At 72.3% G+C, this 17,515-nt stretch carries 15 protein-coding genes; 6 read left to right on the top strand and 9 right to left on the bottom strand.

All coding sequences use genetic code 11. The features are described from left to right. Window positions 1-97 precede the first annotated feature (97 nt). Window positions 98-1,903 (bottom strand): flavin-containing monooxygenase, encoded by a 1,806-nt coding sequence (locus ACFXPK_RS20680; RefSeq protein ID WP_385077377.1) that lies wholly within the window; start codon window positions 1,901-1,903, stop codon window positions 98-100. A gap of 211 nt (window positions 1,904-2,114) precedes the next feature. Between ACFXPK_RS20680 and ACFXPK_RS20685 the strand changes: the two genes are divergently transcribed. Next, window positions 2,115-3,137: an SMP-30/gluconolactonase/LRE family protein gene (locus ACFXPK_RS20685; RefSeq protein ID WP_385077380.1), complete on the top strand. Its 1,023-nt coding sequence runs from the start codon at window positions 2,115-2,117 to the stop codon at window positions 3,135-3,137. A gap of 16 nt (window positions 3,138-3,153) precedes the next feature. On the opposite strand, the gene ACFXPK_RS20690 is transcribed toward ACFXPK_RS20685, so the two are convergent. From ACFXPK_RS20690 to ACFXPK_RS20700, 3 genes are all read right to left on the bottom strand, one after another. After that, on the bottom strand, window positions 3,154-3,741 hold the full coding sequence (locus ACFXPK_RS20690; RefSeq protein WP_385007646.1) for a TetR/AcrR family transcriptional regulator: 588 nt from the start codon (window positions 3,739-3,741) through the stop codon (window positions 3,154-3,156). 109 nt (window positions 3,742-3,850) lie between these two features. Continuing rightward, window positions 3,851-5,899, bottom strand: a complete 2,049-nt coding sequence (locus ACFXPK_RS20695) for a non-reducing end alpha-L-arabinofuranosidase family hydrolase (protein WP_385077382.1) — start codon at window positions 5,897-5,899, stop codon at window positions 3,851-3,853. A gap of 357 nt (window positions 5,900-6,256) precedes the next feature. After that, entirely contained in the window at window positions 6,257-6,838 is a 582-nt protein-coding gene (locus ACFXPK_RS20700; RefSeq protein WP_384991312.1) for a TetR/AcrR family transcriptional regulator, read from the bottom strand. 118 nt (window positions 6,839-6,956) lie between these two features. Here ACFXPK_RS20700 and ACFXPK_RS20705 point away from each other — a divergent pair, with 118 nt between their 5' ends. The 5 genes from ACFXPK_RS20705 to ACFXPK_RS20725 all read left to right on the top strand — a co-directional run bounded on the left by ACFXPK_RS20705 (window position 6,957) and on the right by ACFXPK_RS20725 (window position 12,407). Then, the gene (locus ACFXPK_RS20705) at window positions 6,957-7,775 is read left to right on the top strand and encodes an SDR family oxidoreductase (protein ID WP_385077386.1); all 819 of its coding nucleotides are present in this window, start codon (window positions 6,957-6,959) and stop codon (window positions 7,773-7,775) included. A gap of 489 nt (window positions 7,776-8,264) precedes the next feature. After that, window positions 8,265-8,606: a chaplin family protein gene (locus tag ACFXPK_RS20710; protein WP_385077389.1), complete on the top strand. Its 342-nt coding sequence runs from the start codon at window positions 8,265-8,267 to the stop codon at window positions 8,604-8,606. A 37-nt stretch (window positions 8,607-8,643) separates the two neighbouring features. Further along, window positions 8,644-9,945, top strand: coding sequence for a hypothetical protein (locus ACFXPK_RS20715; RefSeq protein WP_385077391.1), 1,302 nt, complete (start codon window positions 8,644-8,646; stop codon window positions 9,943-9,945). 49 nt (window positions 9,946-9,994) lie between these two features. Next, a complete protein-coding gene (locus ACFXPK_RS20720) occupies window positions 9,995-10,972 on the top strand; it encodes a hypothetical protein (protein ID WP_385077394.1) in 978 nt (325 codons plus the stop codon). A 136-nt stretch (window positions 10,973-11,108) separates the two neighbouring features. Further along, window positions 11,109-12,407, top strand: a complete 1,299-nt coding sequence (locus ACFXPK_RS20725; protein ID WP_385077397.1) for an AI-2E family transporter — start codon at window positions 11,109-11,111, stop codon at window positions 12,405-12,407. On the opposite strand, the gene ACFXPK_RS20730 is transcribed toward ACFXPK_RS20725, so the two are convergent. From ACFXPK_RS20730 to ACFXPK_RS20750, 5 genes are all read right to left on the bottom strand, one after another. After that, complete coding sequence (locus ACFXPK_RS20730) at window positions 12,398-12,553, bottom strand: DUF6131 family protein (RefSeq protein WP_384991320.1); 156 nt, start codon at window positions 12,551-12,553, stop codon at window positions 12,398-12,400. The two genes, ACFXPK_RS20725 and ACFXPK_RS20730, sit on opposite strands and share 10 nt — an antisense overlap. An 88-nt stretch (window positions 12,554-12,641) precedes the next feature. Further along, window positions 12,642-14,114: a glucoamylase family protein gene (locus tag ACFXPK_RS20735; protein ID WP_384991296.1), complete on the bottom strand. Its 1,473-nt coding sequence runs from the start codon at window positions 14,112-14,114 to the stop codon at window positions 12,642-12,644. A 219-nt stretch (window positions 14,115-14,333) separates the two neighbouring features. Further along, window positions 14,334-15,536 carry a glycoside hydrolase family 1 protein gene (locus ACFXPK_RS20740; RefSeq protein WP_385077401.1) on the bottom strand — a complete coding sequence of 401 codons (1,203 nt, stop codon included), beginning with the start codon at window positions 15,534-15,536 and terminating at the stop codon, window positions 14,334-14,336. A 68-nt stretch (window positions 15,537-15,604) separates the two neighbouring features. Beyond that, entirely contained in the window at window positions 15,605-16,516 is a 912-nt protein-coding gene (locus tag ACFXPK_RS20745; protein WP_385077404.1) for a carbohydrate ABC transporter permease, read from the bottom strand. Continuing rightward, window positions 16,513-17,511: a carbohydrate ABC transporter permease gene (locus tag ACFXPK_RS20750; RefSeq protein ID WP_385077407.1), complete on the bottom strand. Its 999-nt coding sequence runs from the start codon at window positions 17,509-17,511 to the stop codon at window positions 16,513-16,515. The genes ACFXPK_RS20745 and ACFXPK_RS20750 overlap by 4 nt, the downstream gene beginning before the upstream one ends. Window positions 17,512-17,515 lie beyond the last annotated feature (4 nt).

Consider the following 17,515-nt stretch of genomic DNA (forward strand, 5'->3'; position numbering starts at 1 on the left):
TCTCTCTCTCTCCCCGCCGCCGCGGGGGGGGTCGCGCCGCCGGCGCGCGGCGCCCGCCCCCCCCCGCGCCCGCCCGGACGGGCGCCGTCCGGGACCGCTACTGCCGGGGTGCTCCGGCCCGGAGGATCTCACCGATGGACTCCGTACGCCACCGCTTCAGGAGCGCGTGGAAGGCGAAGGCTCCGTGGGGGTAGGCGATCGGGCCGTTCGGCCGGCCCCGCCCTTCGCGGTTGTAGTAGCCGGGGGTGCACTCGGCGTGGAACCACTCGTGGTCGGGGGCGTCCTCGGCCAGGACCGCGATCCAGGCGTCCTCGGCCTCGCGAGGCGGTTCGATGACGGCGCCCTCGGCCTCGGCGGCGGCGACGAGGGCGGCGGCGTGGACGGCCTGCTCGTCCAGGATGTGCGTGAAGTTGACGCTGCTGGCGTTCTGGAGGGAGCCCATCTGGATCAGGTTCGGGAAGCCGTTGCTGGTGAAGCCGTGCACACTGCGCGGGCCCTGTCGCGCCCAGGCGTGCAGGAGTTGGGTGCCGTCGCGGCCGTGGACGGGGAGCTTGCCGGAGTGGATGCCGGAGGTGCCGACGGAGAATCCGGTGGCGAAGATCAGGCAGTCGAGTTCGTAGGTGGTGCCGCCGACCACGACACCGTTCTCGGTGACGCGCTCGATGCCGTGGGTGTCGGCGGTGTCGACCAGGGTGACATTGCCGCGGTTGAAGGCCGGGTAGTACTTGTCGGAGAAGGTGGGGCGCTTGCAGGCGTACCGGTACCAGGGCTTGAGCCGCTCCGCCGTGGCCGGGTCGGTGACGGTCTCCTCGACGCGGGCGCGCAGCTCGTTCATCTTGGCGGCGTCGGCGGCCTCGTACGCGGCCTCGAACGCCTTGCGGTCGCCCTGGCGGCGGAAGCTCGGCAGGAGCTTCTCCAGGAGCCCCGCCGACATGGTCCAGCGGTCCGCCACGAGGTCCTGCCCGGCGCTCTCGCCGGAGACGATACGGAGGTAGTTGTCGCGGCGTTCGCGCGCCCACCCGTCGCGGTCGGCGCCGACATCGCCCGCCGTGGTGCGGCGGTTGTCGCGTACGTCCACGGTGGAGGGGGTGCGCTGGAAGACGTAGACGTGCCCGGCGTCCTCGGCCAGCATCGGGATGACCTGGATGCCGGTGGCACCGGTGCCGACGACGCCGACCCGCTTCTCCGCGAGACCGGTCAGGCCGCCGTCGGCGGTGCCGCCGGTGTAGCCGTAGTCCCACCGCGAGGTGTGGAAGGTGTGGCCCTTGAAGTCCTCGATGCCGGGTATCCCGGGGAGCTTCGGCTCGGACAGGGTGCCGGTGGCGGTGACCACGTACGTGGCCCGGAACGCGTCACCGCGGTCGGTCGCCACGAGCCAGGTCCCGGTCGTCTCGTCCCAGGTCAGCGAGGTGACCGCGGTGGAGAACAGGGCGTCGGTGTAGAGGTCGAACTGCTGCGCGACCCGTACCGCGTGGCGGCGGATCTCCTCGCCCGGCGCGTACTTCCACTCCGGCACGTACCCGGTCTCGTCGAGCATCGGCAGATAGACGTGCGCCTCGATGTCGCAGTGGATGCCCGGGTACCGGTTCCAGTACCAGGTGCCTCCGAAGTCGCCGCCCTTCTCGACGACGCGGACGCGCCGCACGCCCTCCTGCCGCAGCCGGGCCCCGGCGAGGATGCCCCCGAAGCCGCCGCCGACCACGGCGACGTCGACCGTGTCGTCCAGCGGCTCGCGCTCGGCCGGCTCCCCCGCGTACGGGTCGGCGGCGTAGTAGCCGAACTCGGCGTCGGTGTCGCGGTACTGGAGCGCGCCGTCGGGCCGTACGCGCCGCTCGCGTTCGAGGCGGTAGCGCTGCCGGAGTTCGGCGAGTTCGTCGGGGGCCGGCGCGTGGGAGGTCGTCATGTGGGGGCCTCGATCCTGTGGGGTCGCTGTCGTACCGGCCGCGCAGGACGAGCGGCCTTCCGCTACGGTAGCAACTACCGGACAACGATGTCCGGTTGGACGCGGATGCACCGCCGCACCCGAGGAGGAACCCGTCCGCGCCCCGGGCGGGCGCGCGGACCTCCCCCGCCGGCGGCGCCCGCACACAGCGGACAGGAAGAGTGATCCCCCCATGCGACGACTCCCCCTCCGATCCCTTGCCGTGCTCGCCTCGGTCGGTGCGCTGACGCTCACCGGGTGCGGTACGGAAACGGCCGGCCCCGGCGGTACGGCGGCCGCCTCCGCGCACCAGGACCGGACCATCCGCGCGCAGAAGGTCATGCAACTCACCCGGGTGCACGAGGAGACCGGGATGACCCTGCTGGAGGGCCCGACCTTCGGCAAGGACGGCGGCCTGTACGTCGTCGACGTCACCGCGCCCGCCGGCGAGCCGAAGGTGATACGGGTCGACGTCGCGAAGAAGACGTCGCGCGGCGTCCACACCGACGGCCGGGGCGCCTACACCTCGGCCCAGTTCAGCCCGTACGACGGACGGCTCTACCTGACCGACTACGCCCACGGCGAGATCGTGAGCCTGGCCCCCGACGGCGGCGATCCCCGGACCTTCTTCTCCGGCGAGGTCGACGGCGCGCCGATGAACCCCGACGATCTCGCCTTCGACCCGGACGGCAACCTGTACGTCAGCGACTCACGCGGCCTGTCCGAGAACAAGGAGCAGGGCCGGGTGGTGCGCGTCGACCGCGAGGGGAAGAAGGCCACCGTCCTCGCCGACGGGCTGGCCGCGACGAACGGCATCTCGTTCGACGTGGGCCACCGCGGGCTGTGGATCAGCGAACTCACCCAGAACCGGATCTCCTACCTGCGCCTGGACGCGAAGGGCGGGGTGGCCTCCCGGCACACCGCCATCCGCGTCGACGGCGGGATCGCGCAGACCGACTCGATCGCCGTGGACGCGGACGGCAACCTCTACCAGGCGCTGCACGGCAGGCCCGCGATGGTCGTGTACGACCGGAACGGTGAGCGTCTGGCGACGGTCGAGATCCCCGGCCGCGCCGAAGGGCTGGAGTCGGCGACGAACGTGGCGATCAAGCCCGGCGGGACCACGGCGTACATGACCGTCAGCGGCCCCGCCGGCGGCTACCTCTACACCTTCGAGGCGCTGGCGAAGGGCATCCGGCAGTCCAACGGCGGCTGACACACCGCCCCGCCCCTCACCCTCCGAGGGGCCGGACCGGTCCCACCCGCACGTCGAGCAGCCGCCAGGCCGCCAGCGCCCGGCGTTCCCGCTCCTCGCGGGTGGGGCCGGTCACGGCGCCGGAGACCATGGCGACCGCCAGCATGAGGTCGTTCGCCGCCTCCAGCCGGTGTCCGTCCGGCAGGTCGGCCCGCAGGGCGCGCTCGACCCGCCCGGAGAGGGCCAGGGCGTACGCGCGGATGTCGGCGCGGCCCGCCTCACCGGCGTGCAGGAGGCCGATGAAGGCCGCCGACTCCGTCAGATGCCAGGTCAGCACGCCGAGGACACCGGCGAAGGTCAGCTCCTCGGTCGCGGCCGCCTCCTCGACCTGCCGCACGTTCTCCTCCAGCACCGCGGTCGCCACGGCGGCCCGGTCGGGGAAGTGGCGGTAGAGGACGCCCTGCCCGACCCCGGCCCGGCGCGCGATCGCGGAGAACGGGGCGTCCAGTCCGTGCTCCGCGTAGATCTCCCGGGCAGCGGCGACCAGAGCGGCCCGATTGCGGCCCGCGGCCTTCGGACCGTCGTTGGCGGGCCGCCGCCCGTTCGGCGTGGGATGCTGCGTCACCCCGGAAGGGTAGCCCCCGGCCGGGCGGTGTGTCCGGCCGGACCGCCGCGGGATCCGGTGGACCGGAGCGGGACTCCGGACCGGAGCCCCGCGGTGCCCGGCCGGCCGGTCAGCAGGCCGCGTTGGTCTGGGTGAGCAGACCGAGCCGCCACGGCAGTGTGTTGTAGTCGCCGCTCGCCCCGGGGTTCATGCCCTGGTACACGTACTGGAGCTTGCAGGCGGGGATCGTCAGCGTCTGGTCGTACCCCGCCCGGATCATCTCACCGTGGCTCACGTCCCTGGTCCAGGATCCGGCCGGGAAGGCGACGTTGTTCGCCCGCGCGAAGGGGTTGGCCTCGGAGGCGGCCAGCGCCGTCCACGATCCGCCGAGGCCGCTCGCGGTCCACGACCGGAAGTAGCGCCGGCCGTCCGACCCGATCGCCTCCACCAGCAGCAGATACTGGTTGCTCCCCTGCACCTTGTAGACGTTGGCGGCTTCGAACAGGGCGTACCGGTTGGCGTCCTGGGCCACGATGACGGTGTTGGTGAACCCGTTCGGGAACTGGGAGACGGTCGTCTGCGAGCGGTACAGGTGCCCGTTGTCGTCGGAGGAGAACAGATAGCAGTTGGCGCTGTCGCAGATCACCCACATGTCGACCCAGTAGCCGTTGCCGATGTTCTGCCGGATGATGTCGGGCATCGCGGAGTAGAAGTTGCGGGGCGCGCTCCAGCCGTTCGGATTGCTGATGTCCGGATTGGTGGAGAAGGACGCGTTCCCGGTCTGGTAGACGAGGTACCACAGCCCTTGCGGGGCGTAGTAGAACACCTGCGGCGCGGCGCGGTACCCGGCACCGATCGCGCTGCGGTCCAGGTAGTGGTGGGTGGCCGAGCCCGCCTGGGACCAGTCGGTGAAGCTCAGGTACACCAGGTTGTAGCCGGAGGCGCTCGCGGCGCTGGCGAACACGTGGTACTTGCCGTTGTAGTACACGACCGAGGGGTCCTTGATCCCGGCGATGTTGTGCGTCGAGTCCGGCTTCGGGGCGATCAGCGCACCGCTGGAGCTCCAGGAGAAACTGCCGGGCAGGGCGGCCGGGTTGGCGGCCGGGCGGCTGCTCGCGGCGGGCACCGCCGTGGCCGCGCTGCCGCCGAGGGCTGTCAGGGCCGCCTGGTAGGCCGCCTTCTTGCCGCCGTTGCGGTCGAACAGCAGCGGGTTCTCCCCGCTGCGCCAGGAGTCGCTGTCCCGGATGCCCCATACGGTGATCCCGGTGCACCGCGCAACGTTCAGGCACGCCTGGACGGTGTTGGTGTACGCGGCCGTCGGTGCCTGGGCGATGTCGAGTTCGGTGATCTGTACGTCGACGCCGAGGGCCGCGAAGTTCGACAGTGTCGTCCGGAAGGTGGCCGGCGGGCCGCCGGTGCCGAAGTGCGCCTGGAACCCGACGCAGTCGACGGGGACGCCGCGCGCCTTGAAGTCGCGCACCATGCGGTACACGCCCTGGGTCTTGGCGTCGCTCCAGTTCTCGATGTTGTAGTCGTTGTAGCAGAGCCTGGCCGCCGGATCGGCCGTCCGCGCGGTGCGGAACGCCTGCTCGACGAAGCCGTCGCCGAGCAGGTTCTGGAACACCGAGGGGCGGTGCCCGCCACTGCCGCCGTCGGCGAACGCCTCGTTGACCACGTCCCAGGTCTGAACCTTGCCCTTGTAGTGGTTCATCACGGTGGTGATGTGGTTGTTCATCACCGTGCGCAGTGTGTTCGCGTCCGTGAGGGAGGCGACCCAGCCCGGTAACTGGGAGTGCCAGACCAGGGTGTGGCCCCGGACCCGCTGGCCGCGCGCCGAGGCGCGGTCGACGATCCGGTCGGCGGGGGCGAAGTCGAACGAGCCGCGGGACCGCTCGACGGTGTCCCACTTCATCTCGTTCTCGGGCGTGACGGAGTTGAACTCGCGGTCCAGGATGGTCGCGTACGCCCCGTCGCCCAGCTTGCCGGCGGCGACGGCGGTCCCGAAGTACCGCCCGGACTGGGCCGCCTGGGCGCCCAGGGTGCTCGCCTGGACCGGTGGCGCGGTCTCCGGGGCGGGCGCGGCCGCGGCGCCCCCGGTCGCCAGGAGGGCGGCGGCGGTCAGCAGACCTGTCACGGTGGCGCGGCGCCGCCGGCCGCGTCGTCGCAGGGGTGGGTTCATGGCTCTCCTCGTACGGTCGGATGCGGATGCGGATGCGGTGGTGCGGTGGCCGTCGTCGGCGCGCCACGCCGGTCGAGTGCTTGTTCTGGTCATGTCATGTCGACGTCACGCCTCCTCGTACGGATGCGAAAGGTTTCGACGTTTCCATCCGAACTACCGGCGGGCTCCGGGGAGTCGCAACCGCCACGGGCACGCCATGACTCACCAAAAGCGTTCGACATATCGAACATGGACCAGTTCTTCGGACAACTTGGATGATAGGAGTCCTGACGGAAGCGTCAATACCCCTCACACCATTCGGACTTGGTGACGAAACCTTTCGACGCCGAGGAGCGGCCCCCGCCCGTCGCCCGTCGCCTACGGGCCGGCCCGCAGCCCCCGCATGATGACGTCGAAGAGCCCGTCGGCCCGCCGGACGGAGAGCGAGTCGTCACCGGCGAGCGTCTGGTACACCAGGGCGCCGGTGAGGGCGTCGGCGACCGCGTCCAGGTCCGCGTCGGCCCGCACCTGTCCGGCCCCGGCGCCGGCCCGCAGCCGCCGGACCAGTCCGTCGCGCTGCGGCCCCGTGAGCCGTTCGTAGAGGGCTTCGGCGTCGCGCGGGTCCTCCGCGGCGGCCGCGGTGAGGGCCCGGATCAGCGCCGCGTTCCGCGCGTCGGCCATGAACGCCACCAGCCCGTGCAGCCAGGCCCTCAGGTCCCGGTGGACATCGCCGGTGTCGGCCGGGGCCGGGGCGTGGGAGCCGTCCAGCACCGCTTCGGCCACGAGCGGCGCCTTGGACGGCCAGCGCCGGTAGACGGTCTGCTTGCCCACCTCGGCCCGGGCGGCGACGCGGTCGATCGACAGCCGGGCGTAACCGTCCTCGATCAGCAGATCGCGTGTGGCGTCGAGGATGGCCCGGTGCGCGGTCGCACTGCGCGGTCGGCCGCGCGCCTCTGTCATGGCCCCAGGGTAGGCAGCCGGCGTTCCCCGGGGACCGCGGAGGGGTACGGTCTCTTTACGAGACGGATTGTTTCGTAATAGGCGACGGCCCAGCCGTCGGGTGACGGGAAGGCAGCTCATGAACAGGGACGTAGTCGTCGTGATCGGTGTCGGCGGGATGGGGAGGGAGATCGCGCGCCGCCAGGGCGCGGGCCGGGCCCTGCTGCTGGCCGATTTCGACCGGGCCACCCTGGACTCCACCGCCGAGGCGCTGCGGGGTGACGGCCACGACGTCACCGCCCACCACGTCGACGTCTCCTCCCGCGCGTCGGTGGCCGGCCTCGCCGCCGCGGCGGCGGAGCGCGGGGCCGTCACCCAGGTCGTCCACACGGCGGGGCTCTCCCCCGCGCAGGCGCCGGCCCCGGCGATCCTCCGGGTCGATCTGGTCGGGGTCGCCCTCGTCCTCGAAGAGTTCGGCCGGATCGTCGCCCAGGGCGGCGCGGGCGTCGTCGTCGCCAGCATGGCCGGCCATCTGACGGCCCCTCTCGACCCCGCGCAGGAACGCGAGTTGGCCCGCACCCCCGCCGAGGAGCTGTTGGCTCTGCCGTACACGGGCGGGGAGACGGCCACCGACGCGGGCAGGGCCTACAGCCTCGCCAAGCGCGCCAACGTGCTCCGCGTCCAGGCCGCCGCTCCGGTCTGGGGCGCGCGCGGCGCCCGGGTCAACTCCATCAGCCCCGGTGTCATCGCCACCCCGATGGGCAGGCAGGAACTGGCCGGGGAGGCCGGGCGGCAGATGCGCGCCCTGGTCGAGGCGTCCGCCACCGGACGGCTGGGCACACCCGACGACATCGCCGACGCCGCCGCCTTCCTGCTCGGCCCGGCCGCGACCTTCATCACCGGTACGGACCTCCTCGTCGACGGCGGCGCCGTCGCGGCCGTCCGCTCACGCGGCTGACGACGCGTCCGGCGGGTGAGGACGCGGCGCGCGGCTGACGACCCGTCGGCCGGGTGCCCCGACGTCCCGCCCGCCGTGCGACCCGGCGGGTCCGCGCGGCGGGGCGGTCGCGTCAGTCCGAACGCTCCCGCCCCCGGGCTCCAGCACCGCGGCCGGAAAGCGTCGTACCGTCTCCGACCCACCCGCCTCGAACCCTTCCGCGGCCGTCACCACCTCCCCGATCACCGGCCCGGAGAAGGCCCGTCCCAGCTCCATGGCCTTCTCCTCCACCTCCGGCAGCACGCGCCGCCGGTCGGCCGTGTCCCTGGAGCGGTCCGAAGGGCTCCGGCGGTGACCTCGGCCAGGACACCACGCCACGGACACCCGGCGCCCGCTACCTCTTCCTGATCCGCTCGTTGACCGACCGAGGCCCGGGATGTTCGTTCCGGGCGGGATCCGGGCCGGGTCCGACCATGGCGGATCCGGCGCGCACGAGGAGGGAACGGTGCGATGAAAGCCGTACGCGAGGAACACGGTCCGGTGTCCGGGGACACCCGGCGCGAGGCGGAGAACGGGGCCCGCCTCACGGGCCGGCGGGTGGCGGTGGCCGGTGCCGTGCTGGGGGCCGCGCTGGCTCCGGCCGGGGCCGCGCACGCGAGCGTCATCGGGGTCGGGAACGCGACCTTCGGCAACACCTGTGTCAACCAGGGCGACGCGCATGCCGTGGGCGGCACAGCCGCCGGCAGCGGTGCGGCGAGCGGCAACTACGCGAGCCTGCCGCTGAGTCTGCCCCGCAACCAGTGCGGCACCAGCGGCATCGTCTGCACCGCGCTGTTCCGATCCTCCGTCTGATGCCGACCGGTCCGGGCTCCCCGCCACGTACGCGGTCATGACGGCCCCGGCGTGGGCGGAGGTGTCGCTGGAGCAGCCCGCCGTAAGGGAGTTGGCGATGCTCAGCGGGCGCGGACCCGGGCTGCTGCGGCGGTGGGTGGCGGAACACCCGACTCACGGCGTGGCACGGGCGCTGCTGATGCTCGCGACCGGTGACGGGCTGAGCGACACGACGCTGCGCGACGAACTCGTCGTCGCCCACCGCGACGCCCGGGCGGCCGGCGAGCGGTCGATGAGCCTGGTGTACGGCGTGTTCCTGCACACCCACCGGCAGTACCGGCTGACCGCCGACCATCTCCTGACGCACTTCGCGCGCTGGCCCGGCGACGAGGTGGCCGGGCTGCTGGTGGACGCCTTCCACGCGTGCGGTGACGCCGCTTACCGCACCCACGGCGACACCCTGGTCGAGCGGCAGTACGCCGCGTCCGGGGCGGACAGTTGGCTGTGGACGAGCCGGATGGCCTGGGTCCGCGCCGAACAGGGCCGGCCGGTGGAGGCGTACGAACTGGCCGGGACGGCTCTGGCGCACTGTCCGCGTTCGGGGCTCGCGGCCCACGCCCGCGCGCACGCCGAACAGGAGCTGGGGGCCGGCCCCGTCTCCACCGCCTTCCTCGACCGGTGGCTGGCGGCCGATCCCCACGCCCTCCAGTTCAGACATCTGAACTGGCACGCCGCCCTCCAGTCCCTGGCCTGCGGCGACTTCGCGGACGCCCGCGGACGGGCCGACGCGGTGCTGGACCGGACGGACGTGGGCATGCGGGCGGCGACGAACTGGCGTCTGCTGCTGGCCGGGCAGCGGCCGGCCCACCGCAGCGAACCGGACCACGTCCGGGAGCTGCTGGCGGCCCCCGGCGGGATGGCGGAGGTCTTCCACACCTTCAACCTCGCCCTGGCCCTCGCCGTCGAGGCCGCCACCGACGATCTGTACGCCCTCGCCCGGCGGGCCGCCGCCGACGCACGGCCCGACTACCACGAGGTCCTCGCCCCCGTCGTCGAGGCGCTGGCGGACATCACGGCCGGCCGCCCCCACGCCGCGGTGGACCGTCTCACCGGGCCGGCCGAGTGGACCGACCGTCTCGGCGGCGTACGGGTCGAACGGGAGATCGTGCAGGACACCCTCGCCCGCGCCCTCGTCGACACCGGCGCGCACACCCGCGCCGCCGGTCTGCTGCACCACCGCACCACCACCCGCCGCCACCACGTCTACGAAGACCTCCTCCTCACCCCGCGCACCGTCCCGGCGCCCGCACCGCCCACCGCTCCCGACTCTCCCGTCCCTCGCGCCACACCGGTCCGCTGAGCCCCGCCTCGCCCGAGGCACCCGTACCCCTTCTCCGAGGAGACGCTCCATGGCAGTGCCCCAGGTGATCGCCGTCTCGCCGCGCGGCAGCGGCACCCCGCTGCTGGCCCAGGTCACCACCGCGCTCGGCTACACCCCGTACGGCACGATGAGCGACCCCCGGCCCGATGGCGCCGGGGAGGCTCCGGGGCCGGGGGAGGTCCACCGGCTGCTGACCGCCGCGTACGGGCCCGACCGTGCGGCCCTGCTGCTGCGCAGGCAGGACGGGGAGTGGGACCGTCTGGAGACGGCCTACCAGGACGCCGTCAGCGCTCTGTGGCGGGTGTGGTGGACACGGCTGGGGCAGCCCGTCACCGCCGCCTCACCGGTCGGCCCCGGTCCGGAGGACCGGCTGACCCGGATCCCCGACGCCGACCTCCTCGGACTCCTGCCGGGCCGCGGCTGCTGGTACGTCAACAGCCTCGACCTCCAGTGCGCCGACGCGGGCCTGCTGCGCCTCTGGCAGGCCACCGGGCGGCCACCGGTCGTCTTCCACCACCGCGATGTGCGCGACCGGATCGTCAGTCAGATCCGGATGCTCTGCGGGCCGGCCGACGAGGTCGGCTCCCTGCCCGACCACCTCGTCTACCGCGACATCGTCGGAGCCCTGCCCGGCATGGACGCCCGCATCACCCTCGCCCTGACCGACCCCGGCTTCCCCGGTATGGAGGACGCCCGCCGCTGCGCATGGCTCCTGCACCACCCGGCGGTGTGCGTGCTCACCCACGAAGAGCTCGCCGGCCCCGCCCACGGCGGCACCGCCGAAGCCCGGCGGGAGGCCCTGGACCGGCTGCGGAACGCCGTCGGCGCCCCCTCCTCCGGCGCGCCGCTGCCGGCACCCGTCTCCCCCGCCGACCACGCGCGGGACGGCGACGACCTCACGGTGGGCATCTGGCGCTGCCACTTCACCCCCGCCCACGAACGCCTGCTCCAGCAGCGCCACGCCGACCTGCTGGCCCACGCCCCCGTACCCGGTGCGCACGCCTGACCGGATACCGTCCCGGGCCCGCCGGGGCGGCCCCTGACCGCTCCGGGGATCCGCCCATGGGGTCCGTGGGGGTGACTTCGCGCGCACCCGGTCGCGGGAGCCGGGACGACGTGCCGCCGTCTGGTACCAGCAAGGAATGCCCAGCCGATCGCACCCGCAGCCCGACCTTCCGGATCCAGCCCCGCCGCGCGCCGGGTGGCGGCGGCGGATCCGCGCCGCCCGGCGCCGGGTACCGCGCCGTACCGGCGGAACCGCGGCCCGGCGCGTCGGGGCGCGGCGCGCGGCGGCCGTTCCCACGGGCGAGCCGCGTGTCTCCCCCGTCCTGCGCAAGAGCGCCGCGTACGCCTGGCGGATCCTCCTCGTGGCCGCCCTGGTGTACGGCGTGCTCGTCGTCCTGGGGCGGTTCCACGATCTCGTGGTCGCCGTCTTCCTCGGGCTCGTCGGCGCCGCGATGCTGCGCCCGGTGGCGGATCTCCTGGACCGGGTGATGCCCCGGCCGCTCGCCGTCGCGGTGGCGCTCGTCGGCAGCGTGCTCCTGCTCCTCGGCGTGCTGTCGCTGATCGGCGAGGTGGTGGCGGGAGAGATGGCCGGCCTTGAACGGCAGTTCGGCGACGGGCTCTCCCGGATCGGACGCTGGCTGGAGCAGCCGCCGTTCCGGCTGAGCCCCACTGCGCTGAGCGATGTCCGGGACCGGACGGGGCACTTCCTGTCCAGCCATCGGTCGGCCCTGCTCAGCACGGCGCTCACCGGGGTGGGCCGGCTGATCGAGATCCTGACGGTGTTCGCCCTGGCGGTGTTCTGCTCGGTCTTCTTCATCCACTCGGGCGAACGCCAGTGGCAGTGGTTCTGCGATCAGCTCCCGGCCGCGGTGCGCGGGCGGGTGGAGATCACGGGCCGTGCGGCCTGGACGACGTTCGTCGGATACACGCACGGCATCGTCCTGGTGGCCGCGACCAACGCCGTACTCGTGGGGCTCGCCCTGCTCGCGCTGGGGGTGCCGCTGGCCTTCCCCCTGGCGTTGCTGGAGTTCTTCGCCACCTTCGTGCCGCTGGTCGGGTCACCGGTCGCCCTGGCGATCGCCGCGGTGGTCGCGCTCGCGTTGAAGGGCCCGGTCGTGGCGGCGGCCGTGATCGCGCTCATCGTGATCATCGGCCAGATCGAGGGCCATCTGCTCCAGCCGCTCGTGATGAGCTGGGCGGTGCGGCTGCATCCGGTCGTGGTCGCGCTCTCGGTGATCGGGGGCGCGATCGCCGCCGGTGTGGTGGGAGCCGTCGTGGCGGTGCCGCTGGTCTCCGTGGTCTGGGCGGTCCACCAGGCCCTGCGCCGGGACCGGCACCGGGAGTACGGTGCCGGTCCCGGAACGGGAGCCACCCGTGCGCGTACGCACTGGACCCCGGAAGGGCAGGAACGGGGAGGACGGGAACGTCACCAGTAGTGGCGTCTGCCGCCCACCGCGTGCCCCAGAGCGCCCAGAGCCCACAGGATCGCGCCGATCGCGACCAGGATGATCCCGATGGTCCACAGGACGGAGATGCTGGTGACGAAACCGACGACCAGCAGGATGATGCCGAGGACGATCACGTGTGCTCCCAACGCCGGGAATTTCCCTCATTCTGCGCGCACCCCGTCCCCGCCGCGACTCCTGGACCTGTGCGACGCGGGCCGCGCGTCAGATGGAGAACCGCTCCTTGGCGAGCAGCGGGCGCACCCGGGTGCGGAACCCACCCGTGCGGAAAGGCCGTTGCAGGAGTCCGGGGCGGATCGCCTGCGCCAGCGCCGCCGCGACCATGCCCTGGTCGAGGGCGAGCACGAAGTCGCAGACCCGTCCGGTGGAGACGTTGACGGAGTCACGGAAGCCGTAGCCGTCGTGGTACGCGCCGAAGTCACGGTCGAGCGCGTTCAGGTTGGCGACCGCCTCGCGGGGCGCGTACGGCAGGGCGAGGAAAGAGGCGTGCGGTGTGACCACCCCGTTGGTGAACGCGGACGGCGGCGGCAGCGGAGCCCCGTCCGTGGTGTACGTACGGTCGGTGTTGGAGGCGTACCCGTCGACCTGCATGCCGATCGCGTCGACCCCGTACTCCTGGTAGCCGCCCTCGGGGACGTCGGACGGGGAGAACCCCCAGTACCCGTACCGCGCCTCCGCCAGGCCGTGGTCGATCTGGGCGCGGACGTACCGGTGGTGGGTGAGGCCCCAGGAGCGGGGCGACCACTCCGGTTCGGGGACGAACAACGGCACCATCAGCGCCTCGAACATCGAGCCGCCCCAGCTCGGGACGAGCGCCCGGCCGCGGTGGGTGTAGTGCCCCTGCCAGACGCGGACACCGTCGACGACCGTGTACCGGCCTCCCGGACGCTGTTCCTGCTCGTGCTCGGGGAGCATGGTGCGCAGCATGTGCCAGTAGTGCTCCCCGGGCAGTGAACCGTCCGCGATGCCGAGGTAACTCGCCATACGGGGCTCGGTGTTGAGCGCTCCGTAGTGGTGGCCCGTCGGCTCCCCGGTGTCGGTCCAGAAACCTCCGCGCAGTTGTCCGGGCCCGGCGACCGGGTCGGTGGGGTCGTAGGGGGTGTAGTAGTACGACCAGTCGGCCGTGGCCAGCAGACGGGCGATCCGGGGGCGCAGCGCGGGCGCGGCGTCGGCGGCGATACGCAGCCCGGTGATCAGCCAGGCGTTGTCGACGGAGGAGAGGAAGGGGCGGACGGGGGCGCCTGTTCCCGGCCACTCGGTCAGCACCGAACCGTCGTGCGCGTCGTACCAGTTGAGCCAGAATCCGTGGTGGCGCTCCAGCTTCTCGACGGCCTGGACGGTGCGGGCGAGGCGGCGCTCCATGGTGGTGCGGTCGATCACGCCGAGGCCGCCGGCGGCGACGGTCGACCAGAGGCCGCAGCCGATGTTGGTCGGGGAGGTCTGGCGGGAGAGGACGGGGCCGCCGGCCCGGCTGAGGTCGATCTTGTCGACGGCGAGACCGAGGTCGGTGGTCATCGCCTCGATGGAGCGGTAGGTGTCGCGGAACCAGCGCATCAGCGGGGGTGCGGCGGCGTCCCGCGCGGCGGGGGCGGCGAGTGCCGAGGGGGCGGAGGCGGCGCCGAGGGACAGAGCGGCGGCTCCGCTCCCGGCGGCGGTGAGAAAGGTGCGACGGTCCATGACGATCCAGCTCCTGAGGGCAGAAGGGGGACGGGGAAGTTCCGTGGCGTGCGCGGTGTGATCCGGTGTGACGCGCGGTGTGATCCGGTACGGATGTGGTCGTCGTACGGAGGCGTACGGAACCGTACGGAACCGTACGGGGACCGGCGGACTGTCAGGTGGCGCCGGTCCCCGTACGGGCGGGAGCCGGTCAGGAGGCTCCCGGTCGGTGGGGAGGGGTCAGCCGGCGGTCCGCGGGAGTGTGCGGGTGCGGCCCATCGCGCCCAGCCAGCCGGCGGACGGCTTCGGCAGCCGCTCGAAGGTCTCCGGGTCCCAGCCGATCAGGCCGAACGCCGGCGTGTAGGAGCCCCATTCGTAGTTGTCCAGCGCGCTCCAGGCGAGGTAGCCCTCGATGCGCAGACCGTCCTGGAGGGCGGCGGCGACCTCGTTCAGGGCGCCGGTGTAGTAGTCGATCCTGCGGTCGTCGTCCTCGGTCGCGATGCCGTTCTCGGTGACGATCAGCGGCAGTCCGGGGCCGGCGACCTCGGCGGTGTGGCGCAGCGCGTGGCCCACCGCCGCGGGGTAGTACTCCCACTGGGTGAGGGTGCGCTCGGCGTTCTCGTCGGCGGGGACCGGGCCGTCGGCGCCGATCCTGGTCCGGGTGTAGGACTGCACACCGATCCAGTCGTCGCCGCGGGCGGCCTCGATGAAGATGTCCTCACGGGGGTGCCGGTAGGCGGCGGTGACCTCTTCGGCGCCGGGCAGGGCCTGGTAGACCTGGTTGGCGACGGTCCAGCCGACCTGGATGTCCGGGTTGATCGCCCTGACCTCCTTGACCGCCGCGTGGTGCGCGGCGATCACGGCGTGCGTGGTCTCCTCGTCCGGGGTGGGCAGTCCGGCCGGCGGGAAGCCGATGTCGCCGCGCCTGGCCTGGCCCGCCATGACGGCGATCATGTTGGGTTCGTTGATGGTGCAGACATGGCGGACGCCCTCGGAGATGACGGGCGCGCAGGCGGCGACGTACCGGGCGAAGAGCTCGGTGGCGCCGTCGGCGGTGAAGCCGCCGCGCTCCTCGAACCACTGCGGCACGGTGAAGTGGTGCAGGGTGACCATCGGGCGCAGACCGCGTTCCACGGCGCCCTCGACCATCCGTCGGTAGTGGGCGAGTTCGGCGCGGGAGAAGCGGCCCTCGGCCGGTTCGATACGCGCCCACTCGATGGAGAAGCGGTAGTCGGTGAAGCCGAGTCCGGCCAGTACGTCCATGTCGTCGCGCCAGCGGTGGTAGCTGTCGCAGGCGTCCAGGCTGGGCTCCTGGATGTGGGTGCCCGCGGTGTGTTCCTTGACCCACCAGTCGCTGTTGGTGTTGTTGCCCTCGATCTGGTGGGCGGCCGTGGAGGCGCCCCACAGGAAGCCTTCGGGGAACGGGACCTGGGTGTGCGTCATCGCGAGATGTCTTTCCGGTGCGTGGAGGGTTGACGGGCGGGGGCCGGGCGGGGCGGGGCCGGGCGGGACTACTTCATGCCCGCGGTGGCGATGCCCTGGGTGAAGTGCCGCTGGAGGGCGATGAACACCACCAGGACCGGCAGCACGATCAGGAAGGAACCGGCCATCAGCATGCCGTTGGAGCCTCCCGCCTTGTTGGGGTCGGTGGCGAACGTGGCCAGGGCGACGGGGAGGGTGTACTTGTCGGGGTCGTTGGTGGCGATGAGCGGCCAGACGAAGTTGTTCCAGGAGCCGAGGAAGGTGAAGATGGAGAGCGTCGCCAGGGCGGGCTTCACCAGGGGCATCACGATCCGCCAGAAGATGTACCACTCCCCGGCGCCGTCCATCCGGGCCGCTTCCAGCAGCTCGTCCGGGATCGACTGCATGAACTGCCGCATCAGGAAGACCCCGAACGCCCCGGCGGCGAACGGCAGGACCAGAGCCGCGTACGAGTCGATCAGGCTCATCTTGCTCATCAGCACGAAGAGCGGGAGCAGCATCAGGTTGCCGGGCACCATGAGCGCGCCGAGCACCAGTCCGAAGATCTTGTCGCGGCCGGTGAAGCGCAGCTTGGCCAGGGCGTACCCGAGCATCGAGCAGAACACCAGGTTCGACACGGTCACGAGGACCGCCACGATCAGCGAGTTCATGAAGTGGAGCGGCAGATCGAGCTTGTCGAGCAGTTCCCGGAAGTTGTCCAGGGTCCACTCGGTCGGGATCCACACGGGCGGCGCGGCGGTCAGCTCGCCCGTCGTCTTGAAGGCGGACAGGGCCATCCAGAGGAACGGCGCCGACATGACGAGCAGTCCGAGGGCGAGCAGCGCGTGGACGAGGAGCCGCCGCACGGACCGGGGGCGGCGGCCGGCGGGCCGGGCCGGCTCGTGGGGATCGGGGCGCGGCGGCGCCGTCACCGCGGCGCCCGGTGCGCGGGTGGCGCTCATTTCGTGTTGTCCTTCAGCAGTCGGAGCTGGAGCACCGTGATGCCCATGATCACCACGAAGAGGACGTACGCCATGGCGCTCGCATAGCCCATGTGGAAGAAGTTGAAGCCCTCGCGATACATGTTCAGGGACACGGTGAGGGTGGCGTCCGAGGGGCCTCCCTGCGTCATCACGAACGGCTCCTCGAACACGTTGAGATAGCCGATCGTGGTGATGACCGTGGCGTAGAGCAGGGTGGGCCGCAGCAGCGGAACGGTGATCCGGCGGAACTCCTGCCAGATGCCCGCCCCGTCCAGCCGCGCCGCCTCCCGTACCTCGGTGGGGACCGCCTGGAGTCCGGCGATGAGGAGCACCATGACCGTGCCCAGATTCCGCCAGACCGCCATCGCGATCATCGAGGGCATGGCCAGGGTCTCCGAGCCGAGGAAGTCCGGTGCGGTGAGGCCCACTTCGGAGAAGAGCCCCGCGATGAGACCGTCGCTCGGATCGAGCACGAACCGCCAGACCACGGCGACCGCGACGATGGTGGTGACCACGGGGGCGTAGAAGCCGACGCGGAAGAAGGTGCGCGCCAGGTCGATGCCGTTGTTGAGCAGGACGGCGACGACCAGTCCGAGGAGGACGGTCAGCGGCACACCGACGACCACGAAGTACGCCGTGTTGAAGAGCGAGGTGAGGAACTTGTCGTCCTGGAAGAGCTTGACGTAGTTCTCGAAGCCGATGAACTCCGCGTCCAGCGGGCGGGTGACGTTGCGCAGCCCGAAGTCGGTGAAGCTCATCGCCAGCGTGGCGAGGATCGGGAGGGCCATGAAGACCAGGAAGAGCACCAGGAAGGGGGTGGAGAACAGCCAGCCGGCCACGTTCTGCACGCCCGTCGAGTGTTTCCGGCGCCTTCGCGCCCCCTGTGGCCCGTCGGCCGGGACCGGGGCCGGGAGAGCCCCCGTTCCAGGCCGCGCCCCGGCCGCCTGTGCGGCCTTTCCGGTCGTGGTGCTCATGGCG

The sequence above is a fragment of the Streptomyces sp. NPDC059142 genome, from assembly GCF_042755665.1.
Taxonomy (GTDB): Bacteria; Actinomycetota; Actinomycetes; order Streptomycetales; family Streptomycetaceae; genus Streptomyces.